12 protein-coding genes are annotated in these 14,625 nt (G+C 43.7%); 3 read left to right on the forward strand and 9 right to left on the reverse strand.

The features are described from left to right. Positions 1–6 precede the first annotated feature (6 nt). The 3 genes from FTU95_RS03625 (at position 7) to bfr (ending at position 1,493) form a co-directional block, all read left to right on the forward strand. Complete coding sequence (locus tag FTU95_RS03625; RefSeq protein ID WP_180077567.1) at positions 7–390, forward strand: RidA family protein; 384 nt, start codon at positions 7–9, stop codon at positions 388–390. A 218-nt stretch (positions 391–608) separates the two neighbouring features. Beyond that, entirely contained in the window at positions 609–803 is a 195-nt protein-coding gene (locus FTU95_RS03630; protein WP_005094295.1) for a bacterioferritin-associated ferredoxin, read from the forward strand. A gap of 225 nt (positions 804–1,028) precedes the next feature. Beyond that, positions 1,029–1,493 carry a bacterioferritin gene (gene bfr, locus FTU95_RS03635; protein WP_180049914.1) on the forward strand — a complete coding sequence of 155 codons (465 nt, stop codon included), beginning with the start codon at positions 1,029–1,031 and terminating at the stop codon, positions 1,491–1,493. 47 nt (positions 1,494–1,540) lie between these two features. Here bfr and FTU95_RS03640 read toward each other — a convergent pair whose 3' ends face one another. The 9 genes from FTU95_RS03640 to gltB all read right to left on the reverse strand — a co-directional run bounded on the left by FTU95_RS03640 (position 1,541) and on the right by gltB (position 14,308). Then, complete coding sequence (locus FTU95_RS03640) at positions 1,541–3,178, reverse strand: PglL family O-oligosaccharyltransferase (RefSeq protein ID WP_180077569.1); 1,638 nt, start codon at positions 3,176–3,178, stop codon at positions 1,541–1,543. Between the two features lie 84 nt (positions 3,179–3,262). Continuing rightward, positions 3,263–3,967 carry a TfpX/TfpZ family type IV pilin accessory protein gene (tfpZ, locus tag FTU95_RS03645; RefSeq protein ID WP_180077571.1) on the reverse strand — a complete coding sequence of 235 codons (705 nt, stop codon included), beginning with the start codon at positions 3,965–3,967 and terminating at the stop codon, positions 3,263–3,265. A gap of 31 nt (positions 3,968–3,998) precedes the next feature. Further along, positions 3,999–5,126, reverse strand: coding sequence for a serine hydrolase (locus FTU95_RS03650; RefSeq protein WP_180077573.1), 1,128 nt, complete (start codon positions 5,124–5,126; stop codon positions 3,999–4,001). Positions 5,127–5,179: 53 nt separating this feature from the next. Beyond that, a complete protein-coding gene (locus FTU95_RS03655) occupies positions 5,180–5,725 on the reverse strand; it encodes a pilin (RefSeq protein ID WP_180077574.1) in 546 nt (181 codons plus the stop codon). Between the two features lie 211 nt (positions 5,726–5,936). After that, the gene (locus FTU95_RS03660; RefSeq protein WP_180077576.1) at positions 5,937–6,497 is read right to left on the reverse strand and encodes a TPM domain-containing protein; all 561 of its coding nucleotides are present in this window, start codon (positions 6,495–6,497) and stop codon (positions 5,937–5,939) included. After that, positions 6,491–7,534 (reverse strand): YgcG family protein, encoded by a 1,044-nt coding sequence (locus tag FTU95_RS03665; protein ID WP_180077578.1) that lies wholly within the window; start codon positions 7,532–7,534, stop codon positions 6,491–6,493. Before FTU95_RS03665 ends, FTU95_RS03660 begins: the two co-directional genes overlap by 7 nt. 29 nt (positions 7,535–7,563) lie before the next feature. Beyond that, on the reverse strand, positions 7,564–8,154 hold the full coding sequence (locus FTU95_RS03670; protein WP_180077580.1) for a LemA family protein: 591 nt from the start codon (positions 8,152–8,154) through the stop codon (positions 7,564–7,566). A gap of 183 nt (positions 8,155–8,337) precedes the next feature. Next, entirely contained in the window at positions 8,338–9,759 is a 1,422-nt protein-coding gene (locus FTU95_RS03675) for a glutamate synthase subunit beta (protein ID WP_180077582.1), read from the reverse strand. A 73-nt stretch (positions 9,760–9,832) separates the two neighbouring features. Beyond that, positions 9,833–14,308, reverse strand: a complete 4,476-nt coding sequence (gene gltB, locus FTU95_RS03680; RefSeq protein ID WP_180077585.1) for a glutamate synthase large subunit — start codon at positions 14,306–14,308, stop codon at positions 9,833–9,835. Positions 14,309–14,625 lie beyond the last annotated feature (317 nt).

A 14,625-nucleotide genomic window follows, 5' to 3' on the forward strand; every position in this document is an offset into this window, starting at 1 on the left:
AAATTAATGTCCCGCCAAGTGATCCATACTGAAAATGCCCCTGCTGCGATTGGTACCTATTCGCAAGCCATTTTAGTCAGTGATACCTTATATCTATCGGGTCAAATTGGCTTAGATCCTTATAGTATGGAATTGGTTGAAGGCATTGAGGCACAGATTCGCCGTGTATTCGATAATTTAAAAGCCGTCTGCGAAGCGGCCGGTGGCTCTCTGGCAGACATCGCCAAACTGAATATTTATCTGACTGATTTATCGCACTTCCAGCTGGTGAACCAGATTATGGGTGAATATTTTGCCCAGCCTTATCCAGCACGTGCAGCACTCGGTGTTGCCAGCCTGCCAAAAGATGCTCTGGTCGAGATGGATGGCGTTGTTATCATTCAGCAATAATTTTTAAAATTTATTTAATACCTAAACTTCTATATTTCGTTTGCAATCATGAATCACTCAAGCAAAAACCCGAGCAATAATCGGATTTTTGCTTGAGTGATATTTTTTTATCTAAATCACCAATCACAATAAAAGCTATTTCAAATGATTTTTATTGACAAACGATAACAATTATCAATAATATTACTTATCTTATTTAAACACTGTGGTTGTGTCCTATGTACGTTTGTTTATGCCGTGGCATTACAGATCAAGACATTAAAGATGCTATTGCAAATGGCGCTGAAAGTTATCGTGATGTGCGCGATGCATTGGACTTGGGAACTTGCTGTGGCCGCTGTGCACCAGAAGCCCGTATGATCATCAGTGATGAAGTTTCACAAATTGCAGCCCGTCTGGCTGTGGCCGCCTAAACCGAATAAAGATAATGATAACACCAATGATCTAAGATCATTCTTCCTCCCCCGCCTCTGACTCTGGCGGGTTTTTATTGTCATCGATCTGGAGCTGGATCGATTTGATTGCGATTTTCATTTGCTGTTCTATAAATTACTCGCCATTGCCCCCTGACTTGCTTTACTATCATGAGTTAGAGCGCTTTCTTAGAAAGATAAAACAGGTTCAAATGGAGTTATGTGATGAAAGGCAATCGTGATGTGATTAATCAGCTCAATCAGGTGTTGTATCACCACCTAACTGCGATTAACCAGTATTTCCTGCATTCGCGCATGTTTAATGACTGGGGCATTGAGAAACTGGGCTCGGCAGAATATAAAGAATCCATTGTTCAGATGAAGCATGCCGACAAAATCATTGAACGGATTTTATTTTTAGAAGGTCTGCCAAATCTGCAACATCTGGGCAAACTGTATATCGGCCAGCACACTCAAGAAGTGCTGCATTGTGATGTGCGCAAAGTCAAAGAAAATATCGAAACCATTCAGAAAGCTGTAGCACTGGCCGAAACGGAAATGGATTATGTGACCCGCGATCTGCTACAGGAAATTCTGGAAAAAGAAGAAAACTATCTGGACTGGACGACCACGCAAATCGATCTGATTGAAAGTGTGGGTATCGAAAACTATATTCAAAGCCAGCTCTAAGATTCGATTCACAATAAAAAAGCCAGCAGATGCTGGCTTTTTTGTACTTATTGGCTTGGCATATCCCGCGTCACTTCGGCATAGCTGAGTTCAGTTTTCTGAATCGTATTTAAACGCTGAAGTTGATGCTGGGCTTCATCTACATAGCCATTATAAGCCAATAAACGAATATATTTTAAAAAGTTGTATTTGGTTGGATAGCTCACCACCAGCTTTTCATATTGATGAATTTCATCTTCGCTCATCTTGCGATAAGGATTGACCCGAATCCAGGCAATCCGGTGATTAAACTCAGTCAGCAGATAGATCGGCTTTTCATTAGTGATCTTTTCTGGCTGCATTTCATAACGAATACTTTGTCCAAGTTTTGGTACAGCAACATCATAATCCCGGTAAATCACGAGCAATAAGATCACTCCAAGGCTGAAAGTCAGTTTCATCCATATAGATGGCAACGTAATCGTTTTAATTTTTGGATTCTGTGCCAAGACCGTACCCAGAATAAAACCGGCTGGTAACAGGAAATAGGCATAGTGTTGTGGAAACTCAAACATGGCATGTGTCACAAATGCCCCAATCATCAGAATCCCGATGACAGACTCTGGGGTATTGACCCAGCGTTGTAGCTGATAACCCAAATAACTAAAATAGGCCAAGAAAGGCAGACCGATGAACAGTCCATTCCAGAGCAAAAAATCCAGAATAAAATTATGTGCGCTACGAATCCAGACCGGGCCTTGCACCGTATCGCTGATCGAAACAAAAGCCACACTGGTCTGATACCAGCCATAGCCAAACCATGGCTGTGCCTGAATTGCTGCCAGCATCTGCTCCCAGATCGCGAGGCGTGACATATCGCCGGTGGCACGCGACACCACATCCCGACTTTGTACGACATCTGCATCCATCGTCTGGGCAGCGAGCTGACTGAGTAATGGAAACGCTACGATACAGGCAATAAAGAAGATCAACCAAGTGATGCTGTAATACCATTTCAGGCGAATGATGCCTTTATATTGATAGAACGCCAGATACAGTATGATCGCAATCGCAGCGACCCACGCGGTACGCGACTGACTTAACGCCACTCCCATAACAATCACTGCAGCGCAGGCAAATAACCATTTGGTCTGGATTTTTTTCTTTTCATATAAGTAAAGGCAGCTCATCAAAGCCATGATGAGAAAAGTCGCCATATTATTAGGCTGGGCAAAGTTGGCATAAGGCCGTTGGTTGCCACTGATATTCACCATGCCTGGCAGGATTGAATCCAGATTTGTCCACTGACATAGAGCAATTAAGCCTGTAATCGTTCCTGAAGCTAGAAATACATAACTCAAGTTGGTAAAGGTTTCTTCCCGGTTATAGTTTCCTGTTGAAAGGTGATAACCCAGCACACTTGCCAGCCAAAAGCTAAATACGAAAATAAAGCCCATCATGGCGATACTAAAGAAAAACACCTGTCCCGCCAGTAAATGTATAAATGGTACACAGGCAAGTAGTAATAAAGGTAAGCTAATAGCTGGGACTTTTAGTTTTTCTTTAAGGCAGATTGCAGCTAAGGCGAATAAGGCAAAAAATGTGTATAGCTCACCTGTGTAAGTCACCCAAGGGCGATAATGAATGGGCATGAGCCATGCCAGGGAGATCAGGATTGCTGCGATAAGGGCGAGCGTAAATTTCATGTGGAGAATGCGCGGTGGAGGTTGGGCATATGATAATCAAAAAGCAGATTTGAGGTAATCTGCTTTTTATAGAGAGAAAAAATATTAGTTCCAAGGTCGGAGGTCGACGATTTTGATCACCTCGCCTTTATTAGTGTCTATAAGTACAACCTTATCTTGGTCAGCTGCACGCAATGGTAACCAGCCACTGGCTGAAGGATATTTATCTATAATCTGTATTACATCATCAAGCTGATTAAAATTTTGCAGTTGATCGATAGATTTTGCACGAGTACTGATTCGTACGATTGCAGCCTTCATATTAGTATAAGTTTCAGGCATTATTGTCGGCTCTGCAAATAATCTTGCATTTGCAATCTTTTCATTAACAGCCACCCATTGAGGTTTAAGTAAAGAATGTTCCTGATACACCGCCTCAGCACGCTCTTGGCTATCAACATCAATCATATTTAAACGCACAACTTGAAAAATTGAACCTGCCTGTACAATCCATATAGGACGAGATTGTGCAATATTATATACTCCGTAACTTAATGCTGTAATTTGCAATATAATTATCACACCTAAATCTATTTTTAATGTTTTTTTATTTTCTTTATAAACTAAGAAACCAAGAGCAGGTCCAATAATGACATCAATAATAATCAACATTAAAATGATATAAGTTACACCTTCCGCAGATGCTAAAGCGCCAGGATACCAGAGCAAAAATATTACACTAATAATGCAACATGCTATTAGAGCAGAAATAGTTAAATGACTAATAAAAAACTTTACACGTTTGGACATTCTTAGTACCTATGCAATTTTTAAAGGATAATCAGTTAATATTAGACAAAATTACTTCCATCAGATCCTCTGTTCCCAGGTTTGGATCAGCAGGTACACCGCTTCCCAACCATACAATAATATCTCCATTCTCTCGTATCATAAGTAGACTTCTAGCAGCTGGTAATGCTCCTGTATGATAAAAAACACTTTCTCCAGTTTTCATTTTCTTTTGTCTTAATGCTGCAGTTATCGTTATTAACCTGCCTTTGGTATCTTGATTCTGCGCAATTATTTCCAGAAAAGGTAAATTTCGTTGATATAAGAAAAAATGTATGAGTCTTGCATAATCAAATGCTGATCCGGATAATCCCGCAACCGGCCGCATTGCATAAAAATCAAATTTTTTTGTATAACTTGGGAAATAATGTTCTTCATGGCGGAAATCATATCTAGCTTCATCTTTTAAAAATGGGCCTTCTAATAGACGAATATTTTCAAAATTATATTTAAATAAATACTCTGATAATAATTGTTCATACTTTTTATTTGTTGCCTTTTCTAAAGCAACGGCTAATAAACAGTAATTCCTATTATCGTAACTATATATTTCCCCCGGATTATGGTCCAATCTTATAGTGCTTAATTTAGATAAATTATACGGACACCATGATTTCCCACCCTCTTGCATGAGGGGGTCTTGACTACGTAAACGGTCAAAGCCCGAGGTATGAGTTAAAAGTTGATGTAACGTGATGGTATTAATTCTTAAGTCAGTAGATGATGAAATACCTAAAGCTTGGCTCATTAACATCGTTCTATGAACCTGCCCTTGTGCTTCATGTTCTAAAAACAATGCTGCAGTAATAGGCTTTGTTAAACTTGCAAATCTGAATCTCGTATCTTCTTGGGTTTTTGCACCTGTGGTGCAAGATAAAATTCGGCCATCTTGCTTCTTAAGTACAAACTGATTCGACAAACTGCCATAGTCTTGCATTATTGTTTTTAAAATATGAATCATGGCATCTGTTGCTTGCCCATTGCAATGAATGGTTGTAGCTCCCCACCATGCTTCCAAAGTATAGCTTTTTTTTAGAAAAGGAGTTATACCATAGGTATGATAAATACCCCAACAAAAAATGGCGCAAAGATAGCTGAAAAACAGCATTTTTTTTAGCATATTCTTGTGGATTATAAAAAGTCCCTTTACAGGGACTTTTTATAATATATCAATTAATCAGGTACTACTTCGGAGGTTACTGCAGTACCATGAGTCATTGTTTCAGTATAAGTACAGCCAGTTGGAACAAATTTTTCTGCTACATCAGTATTACACTGCCATGCACCATTAACTGGACGAGTCCAAGTTAATATACTTTCTTTAAGTGTTGCTGCTGCAGAACTACCAAACTTACCTGAAACGTAACCTAGATCAGTACTAGCAACTGGTAAACCAACGAGTAAGCCGTTAAATCCATTTTCCTCAGATAATTGTACTGTTTCACCTAACAGGTTCGATGTTGATGCACCTAAAACACAGGTAATTGGTGCTTCATTTGCCGCTATATCACCTTCAACATTAACAATTTCTGTCTTACCCTCAAGAATACATGTTTCAAGTGTTGTCTTAATTGAGCTTAATTCACCCATCACACGTGTTACTTGAGACTTCGCAATATAGTTTTGATACTGAGGAATCGCAATTGCAGCCAAAATACCGATAATTGCTACAACAATCATTAATTCAATCAGGGTAAAACCCTTTTGCATAGTTTTCATAACATTCTCCACAAATGTTTTTTGTTTATTTATAAGCCTAAAGAAAAAGCTCATTTAGCTTAATTTTATATTTAGCACTAAGCGTGCCAAGTTTTATTATAATAAAATTGAGATAAAAAACAGCACTTTAAAAAAATATTTTTATTTTTGTAACTACTGTGTTTTATTTTGTGTAACTAACTGACAAAAATCGTCAGTTAGTTGACTAAAATCACCCCAGAATAATCGGTTTATCCCCTAATTCATTTTCTAAATCATCTATTTTCCGATCATAGTACTGATCTAATACTTCTCCAATCTGCTTTACACCTTCAATTACACCTTCTTTAAACCTCTGTTGAGCCAGATTTTGAATGATGTTTTGACAGATTTCATCCCAGACTTGCTGGGTCGTCGCATTTTTAATTCCACGATCAATCACAATTTCAACCTTGTGCTCGCATAGATTCAAATACAGCAGTACCCCACTATTATATTCAGTATCCCAAACCCCAAGTTCAGCAAAGAGTTGTCGGGCACGACATAAAGTATCCTGATAATAAGCAGATCGTGAAGGTAGACAGCCTTCAATCACCACCTGAATTTCGCCCACATGTCCATGCTCGGCTTCTTCCACCGCCACTGCAATCGCATGCTGATCCTGCTTGGAAAAAAAACGCTTGGTGGCCGGCATATAAAAGAAATGCTTGAGCCAGCGCTTAAAGCTCGGCTGCGCATGCTCTTCCAGCTTCGGCCGCGTGACAATTTCTGTCGTATCTGTCGTTGTTACCATGAGCCTGATGCTCCTCCCCCACCAAAACCACCACCGCCACCGCCGAAGCCGCCGCCACCAAAACCACCACGGCCACTACCGCCGCCTCGGCCGCCACCTGCTAAAAAGGCATGTAAAATCAGTTGGGCCAGTGAAGTGACCAATAAAAAGAATACCCCGGCACCAATCATTAAACTGGCAATTAAACCCATGCCATTGACTAAGCCAGCAGCTGTGCCTGCAACTGCAGCAGTTGCAGCACTGAGTTTTCTGCCAAAAATCATCGAAGCAATCACACCAGCAACAATAATAAAAAGCACGCTACTGAACGTCGCCTTACTGGCTTTTTGAGCCTGATAGGCCTGTTCCTGACGCTCTTTCAGTTCATCCGCTGCCTGTGCTGCAATTTCAGGATCAAGATTTAAAATCCGTTCAATTTCAGCCAGTCCCGTATCAATCCCTTGCGCATATTGGCCCTGTTTAAAATATGGCGTGATCTTGTCATTGATAATCCGACCTGCCACGATATCGGGCAGCACCCCTTCCAGACCATAACCGGTCAGGATCTGAATACGGCGATCATTGATGGCAATCGTCATCAATAAGCCATTATCCCGTTTGGCCGAACCGAGCTGCCAGGCGTCGGCCACCCGCATGGAATAATCAAAAATATCTTCCTGGCCCGTTGTTGGGACAATCACTACACCAATCTGGCCTTTTCCTTCCTCATAGAGCTTCAGAATACGCTGACTAAGTTGCTGTTTTTCAGTGGCACTGAGTATATTGGCTTGGTCAATGATGGGTTGGTTCAGGCTTGGCAAGTCGCGCTGCAGCTGCCCTTCAGCCATATCATTGGCAATTTGTGGCTGTGATACTGCTGCAGTTTCTGTATTTTGGGCTGGAGTATTTTGATTATTTTTAGGCTGCAAAATTTCACCGGCTACGATGACCTCTTCAGTATCTGTAGCTGTGGCTGTTTCTGCTGAAACAAGTGTGGTTATTCCCATGCCCAGCATGAGGAGCAAACCAGCACAATATTTCAGCAGCATCTCGGACATCTGATCTCTCGCTTATTTACAAATCTTACTTATTCAAAGGAAACCGTTGGCGCTTTCTGAGCACTTTGCTCGGCACTAAAGTTCGGTTTAGTGTCCATGCCAATCACTTTAGCAGTCATGACTTGCGGGAACTGACGCGCATAAGAGTTGAAGTCCTGTACTGTCGTAATATAACGGTTACGTGCCACTGCAATCCGGTTTTCAGTCCCTTCTAGCTGTACCTGTAAATCACGGAACTGTTGATTCGCTTTCAAATCTGGATAATTTTCAGTCACAGCCAACAGACGAGACAAGGCGCTGGTCATCTGGGCCTGTGCTTCCTGATAACGCTGGAATAATTCAGGATTTTCCAGCACTTCACGATCTACTTTTAAACCGGCAACATTGGCACGTGCTTGTGTGACTTCAGTTAAAACCTGCTCTTCATGCGAGGCATAGCCTTTCACGACATTGACCAGATTAGGCACCAAATCGGCACGGCGCTGATACTGGTTCTGGACTTCCGACCAGGCTGCCGTTACGGCTTCATCTTTGACTTGTAAGGTGTTATAACCACAACCACTCAGGGTCAAGGTACTGGCCAGCATCAAGGCGATAAGAGATTGTTTAAATACACGCATGATATCTTGTCCTCAATTCTTTATTAATATTTATATAATTAATTTGATTTTAAACAGTATTTTCTAAAGTTTTGTTACTTTTTATAATCTTTTTTAATGGCCTCTCTTTAAGTTAGACAATATCCAAAAATAAAAAACCCGCCGTAGCGGGTTGTTTGAATGACTTCAGTGAATTTTCAACTGTTAAACATCCAGATAATCCAGAATCCCTTCAGCTGCCTGACGGCCTTCCCAGATTGCAGTTACTACAAGATCTGAACCACGCACCATATCACCACCAGCGAAGATTTTTGGATTCGAGGTCTGGAATTTATATTGCTGCTGCTCAGCGGCAACGACACGACCTGAACCATCCAGATTAATTTCCACATCGGTGAACCAGTCAGCTGGGCTGGTACGGAAACCGAAAGCAAGCAGGACTGCATCCGCCGGAAGAATTTCTTCTGAACCCGGAATTGGTTCTGGGCTACGGCGACCGCGGCTGTCCGGCTCACCCAGCTGAGTAGTAATAAATTTCACACCGGTCACTTTACCATTTTCACCAACAACTTTGATCGGCTGACGGTTAAACTGGAAATTCACCCCTTCTTCACGTGCATTTTGTACTTCACGGCGTGAACCCGGCATGTTTTCTTCATCGCGACGATAGGCACAGACCACCGATTCAGCACCTTGACGAATCGAAGTACGGTTACAGTCCATGGCAGTATCACCACCGCCTAAAACAATGACCTTTTTGCCTTCCACGCTGATGTATTCAGATGGATCTTTTTCCCAGCCCTGACAACGATTGACATTCGCAATCAGGAAATCCAGTGCATCATGGACACCATTCAGCTCTTCACCCGCGAAGCCACCTTTCATGTAGGTATAGGTTCCCATCCCCATAAAGACAGCATCATAATCGGCAAGTAACTGGTCAATAGTCACATCTGTACCAATCTCAGTATTCAGACGGAATTCCACCCCCATACCGGTGAAAATTTCACGGCGGCGTTTCATTACGTCTTTTTCCATTTTGAATTCTGGAATACCGAAAGTGAGCAAACCACCGATTTCCGGACGCTTGTCAAAGACTACAGGTTTTACCCCGTTACGCACTAGAATATCTGCACAGCCAAGTCCGGCAGGACCTGCACCGATGATTGCGACTTTCTTATTGGTCCATTGCACATTGGACATATCTGGACGCCAGCCCAAAGCAAAGGCGGTATCGTTGATATATTTTTCTGCATTCCCGATCGTCACCGCACCGAAACCGTCGTTCAGGGTACATGCCCCTTCACACAGACGGTCTTGCGGACAAACACGGCCACAGACCTCCGGCAAGGTATTAGTCTGGTGACACAATTCAGCGGCTTGGAATAGACGGCCTTCAGACACCAGTTTTAACCAGTTTGGAATGTAGTTATGTACCGGACATTTCCATTCGCAATATGGGTTACCACAACCAAGACAACGATGGGTCTGATTCGCAGCAATTTCCGCAGTAAACGGTTTATAAATTTCCACAAATTCTGCTTTGCGGACATCAAGCTCTTTTTTCTCTGGATCTTGGCGTGCGACATCCAGAAATTGAAAGTCATTACTCAGGCGTTCTGCCATGTCTCTCTCCGTGGCTAGATGTAAGGGGTTCACAGTTGCCTTACATCTGCCGATATATCTGTTCGTCGTGAAATTATTGTGGATCAGCTTGAGTGGTTTTTAACAGCGTTTGCAAGTTGGCTGCTTTTGGTTTCACCAACCAGAACTTACGGCTGTAGAAATCAAACTCATGGCGGATCTTGTACGCCCAAGCACTACCGGTTTCTTTAATATGTTCATCCAGGATACGACCCAGGAAGGCTTTATGCTCTTCCATCGCTTCAGTGGAAATACGATTCAGCTCAATCAGTTCGTGGTTATAATGATCAACGAAGTCATTATCCAGATCAAGTACATAAGCAAAACCACCCGTCATACCTGCACCGAAGTTATGCCCAACTTTACCTAGTACGGTCACAATACCACCGGTCATATATTCACAGCAGTGATCACCTGCACCTTCAATCACGGCAAATGCACCCGAGTTACGCACCGCGAAACGCTCGCCTGCTGTACCCGCTGCATATAATTTACCGCCAGTCGCACCGTACAAGCAGGTGTTACCAATAATCGCGGTATTTTGCGTCTGGAATGGCGAACCTTTTGGCGGAAAGATCGAGATGCGACCACCGGCCATACCTTTACCTACATAGTCATTGGCATCACCTTCCAGACTGATATGTAAGCCACCAGCATTCCATACACCCAGCGACTGGCCTGCAGTACCATTCAGGTGTACTTTCACCGGATGATTTTCCATGCTCAGGTTGCCATAACGGCGGGCAATTTCACCGGATAAACGCGCACCAATCGAACGGTCACAGTTACCAATCGAGAAGTGATACTCACCGCCTGTTCCGGCTTCAATCGCAGGCAGGATTTCCGCCACCATTTTCTCTGCCAGAATACCTTTATCAAATGGCGCATTGCCTTGAACCTGACAATACTGTGCTTTACCTTCCGCAGCAGGATGGGATTCCAGTAATTTACTCAAATCCAGATGCGCATGTTTGGCGGTCTCACCCGGTAAGACTTCTAATAAATCTGTCCGGCCAATCAGGTCTTTTAGACTCGATACCCCCAGTGCTGCCAACCATTCACGGGTTTCTTCAGCAATGAAAGTGAAGAAGTTGATCAGCATTTGTGGCTCGCCAATATAATGCTCTTGACGTAAGTGATCCTGCTGAGTTGCTACACCGGTTGCACAGTTATTCAAGTGACAGATACGCAGGTATTTACAACCCAATGCGATCATTGGCGTTGAACCAAAGCCAAAGCTTTCAGCCCCTAAAATCGCGGCTTTGACCACATCCAGACCGGTTTTTAAACCGCCGTCTGTCTGTACGCGAACCTTTCCACGTAAGTCATTCACACGCAGTGCCTGATGCGCCTCAGAAAGACCCAGTTCCCACGGGGAACCTGCATGATGAATTGAAGAAAGTGGAGAAGCCGCTGTACCGCCATCATAACCAGAAATGGTAATGAAATCGGCATAGGCTTTTGCTACACCTGCCGCAATCGTACCGACACCCGGTTCAGAAACCAGCTTAACGGACACCATCGCCTGTGGGTTAACCTGTTTTAAATCAAAGATCAACTGTGATAAATCTTCGATTGAATAGATGTCATGATGCGGAGGTGGCGAAATAAGCGTGACACCCGGTACAGAGTAACGTAAACGGGCAATCAGACCATTCACTTTACCACCCGGCAACTGACCACCTTCACCTGGTTTTGCACCTTGCGCGACTTTAATTTGGAGAACTTCTGCAGACGTTAAGTAAGCAGGGGTCACACCAAAACGGCCCGATGCAATTTGTTTGATTTTCGAGTTACGGATGGTACCGTAACGCGCTGGATCTTCACCGCCCTCACCTGAATTCGAGCGACCGCCGATGGTGTTCATGGCAATCGCAATTGCTTCATGTGCTTCCGGCGACAATGCACCCAAAGACATACCAGCAGAGTCAAAACGCGGCAGGATCTCTTCTACCGATTCCACTTGTTCAATAGGAATCGAATTATCAGTTTTCAGTTTGAACAGGTCACGAATGGTGGCAATCGGACGGTTATTCACCAGTTCTGCATATTCTTTAAAATCAGCATAATTACCTGAACGCACCGCCTTGTGCAGCGAGTTGATCACGTCCGGGTTAAAGGCATGGTATTCCTTGCCAAAGACAAATTTCAGCAGGCCGCCCTGATCGATTGGCTTACGGTTTTTCCAGGCAATATCTGCCAGCTGTTTCTGGTCATTTTCAAGGTCAACAAAGGTCGCACCCTGGATACGGCTCGGCACACCAACGAAACATGTATCGACCACTTCATTGGACAGACCCACGGCTTCAAACAACTGGCCACCGCGATACGAGGCAACTGTCGAAATTCCCATTTTTGACAGGACTTTCAATAAGCCTTTCTCAATCCCTTTACGGAAATTGTTTTGTGCATAGATCGGATCACCCAAGAGCTCGCCTTTGGCAACCAGATCATTGATCACGTCATAAGCCAGGTACGGATAGATTGCCGTTGCACCAAAGCCAAGAAGTACTGCAAACTGGTGCGGATCACGGGCAAAACCGGTTTCAATAATCAGATTGGCATCGGTACGTAAACCGGTATTAATCAAATGATGATGCACCGCACCAGTCACCATAAAGGCATTGGCTGGCAAGTAACCTTCACGAATTTTCTTGTCGGAAAGCACCAGTAAAGTTTTGCCATCACGAATCGCTTGCGCAGATTCTTCACAAATACGCAGGATTGCGGCTTGCAGACCTTCAGTTTCAGCATAGTTCAGGTCGATGTCCGCAATTTCATAGCCTTTACGACCCAAGGTACGGATCTGGTGCATTTTCGAATTTGACAGTACCGGACTGGAAATAATCAGGCGATCGGCATGTTCAGGACCCTGTTCAAACACGTTCTGTTCACGGCCTAAACAGGTTTCCAGTGACATCACAATCGATTCACGTAATGGATCGATCGGTGGATTGGTCACCTGTGCAAACTGCTGGCGGAAATAATCCGAGACATGACGCACCTGACGTGACAATACTGCCATTGGCGTATCATCACCCATGGAACCCACCGCTTCCTGACCACTTTCTGCGATTGGACGCAATAGCTGGTCACGTTCTTCAAAGGTCACCATGAACATTTTCTGTGAGGCTTTCAGGCCATCGCCTTTTAAGCCTTGATCACATAAATATTCTTCCAGCTCCGGACTGCCTTGCAGACGTACAGAATTGTCACGTAACCATTCACGGTATGGACGCATCCGTTTTAGATGATTATTGACATCTTGCGTATCCAGTACCTTGCCGGTTTGCGTATCGATGACCAGCATTTGACCTGGGCCGACACGACCTTTAGAAATTACATCTTCAGGTTGATAACCCCAGACCCCAATTTCTGACGCCAGCGTGATATAACCATTTTTGGTAATCACCCAACGTGCCGGACGCAGACCGTTACGATCCAGCATACAGATGGCATGACGGCCATCCTGAATTACCAGACCTGCCGGACCATCCCAGGCTTCCATATGTTTCGAGTTAAACTCATAGAATGCACGCAAGTCAGCATCTAGTGTTTCCACGTTCTGCCAGGCCGGCGGCACCAGCATACGCAGGGCACGGAACAGATCCATACCGCCACCGACCAGAATTTCCAGCATATTGTCCAGACTTGAAGAGTCTGAACCGGTACGGTTCACGATTGGATTCAGTTCAGTTAAACCCGGCAATAACGGATTTTCAAATTTTGGTACCCGCGCCATGGCCCAGTTACGGTTCGCAGTAATGGTATTGATTTCACCATTGTGCGCCAGATAACGGAACGGCTGTGCCAACGGCCAGCGTGGCAAGGTATTGGTCGAGAAACGTTGGTGGAATACCACAATATGCGATTCCAGACGCGGATCCGCCAGATCGGTATAAAAATCGGCAATCGCTTCCGGCATCATCAGGCCTTTATAGCTGATGACTGTTGAACATAAGGTGGTGACATAGAATGAAGTGTCATTTACCAGCAACTGTTCTGCACGACGACGCGCCAGGAATAATTTGCGGTTAAATTCAACCTCAGTCACACCCATCGGGCAATTGACAATAATCTGCTCAAATGCCGGCATCGATTGCAAGGCAATTTCACCCAAAGCATTGACATTGGTTGGAATCAGACGCCAAGCCAGAACGATTAAGCCTTCAGCTTCAATTTCTTTGTTTAAAACCTGTTTGGCATGTGCAGCAAGGGCAGGATCAAGATTCAGGAATACCGAACCCACAGCAAAGACTTCACTTAAAGTCGTATCACTTAAGCGCTTTGCTTCTTCACGGAAGAATTTCTTCGGCATCGCCAACAGCAGGCCACAACCATCCCCAGTCTTACCATCCGCGGCAATACCACCACGGTGGGTCATACAACTCAGACTATGAATCGCGGTCTTGACGAGATCATGGCTTGCATCACCCTGCATATGGGCAATTAAACCGAAACCACAGTTATCTTTAAACTCATCCGGTTGGTATAAACCTTGAGCGGGAGCTACATTATTAGGCGATGGCATGTGCATAGCGTACCCTTCTTTCACGAAGCCTCAATAGGCTGTTAAACAATCTAAATTCTTCTCTGCGCTGCGTTGAATGGACTTTCGAAGACCGTTTTAATCGAGCAAAATTTTTCCTCTTTATTTCTTCAGCGTAGTCCTTTTTTAGACCGAATGCATAAAAAATAAAGTTTATTTTGCTGATGAATAACATAAAAATTAGCAATAAATATGACATTCATACATTGTCATCGAATCATTTTTCGCGCTAAAACAGGGAGATTAATTCAACTCATGCACCAATAAAGCAAATTACATGCCAACAAACAGCGCATAAA

Source organism: Acinetobacter sp. YH12208 (assembly GCF_013418055.1).
Lineage (GTDB): Bacteria > Pseudomonadota > Gammaproteobacteria > Pseudomonadales > Moraxellaceae > Acinetobacter > Acinetobacter pseudolwoffii.

Bases quoted from the DNA above. Each gene is read 5' to 3' on its own strand.
- FTU95_RS03640 (WP_180077569.1), bottom strand. From the start codon at position 3,178: ATGAAATTTACGCTCGCCCTTATCGCAGCAATCCTGATCTCCCTGGCA.
- FTU95_RS03670 (WP_180077580.1), bottom strand. From the start codon at position 8,154: ATGCGTGTATTTAAACAATCTCTTATCGCCTTGATGCTGGCCAGTACC.
- FTU95_RS03655 (WP_180077574.1), bottom strand. From the start codon at position 5,725: ATGAAAACTATGCAAAAGGGTTTTACCCTGATTGAATTAATGATTGTT.
- FTU95_RS03675 (WP_180077582.1), bottom strand. From the start codon at position 9,759: ATGGCAGAACGCCTGAGTAATGACTTTCAATTTCTGGATGTCGCACGC.
- FTU95_RS03625 (WP_180077567.1), top strand. From the start codon at position 7: ATGTCCCGCCAAGTGATCCATACTGAAAATGCCCCTGCTGCGATTGGT.
- FTU95_RS03660 (WP_180077576.1), bottom strand. From the start codon at position 6,497: ATGGTAACAACGACAGATACGACAGAAATTGTCACGCGGCCGAAGCTG.
- FTU95_RS03630 (WP_005094295.1), top strand. From the start codon at position 609: ATGTACGTTTGTTTATGCCGTGGCATTACAGATCAAGACATTAAAGAT.
- tfpZ (WP_180077571.1), bottom strand. From the start codon at position 3,967: ATGTCCAAACGTGTAAAGTTTTTTATTAGTCATTTAACTATTTCTGCT.
- gltB (WP_180077585.1), bottom strand. From the start codon at position 14,308: ATGCCATCGCCTAATAATGTAGCTCCCGCTCAAGGTTTATACCAACCG.
- FTU95_RS03650 (WP_180077573.1), bottom strand. From the start codon at position 5,126: ATGCTAAAAAAAATGCTGTTTTTCAGCTATCTTTGCGCCATTTTTTGT.
- FTU95_RS03665 (WP_180077578.1), bottom strand. From the start codon at position 7,534: ATGTCCGAGATGCTGCTGAAATATTGTGCTGGTTTGCTCCTCATGCTG.
- bfr (WP_180049914.1), top strand. From the start codon at position 1,029: ATGAAAGGCAATCGTGATGTGATTAATCAGCTCAATCAGGTGTTGTAT.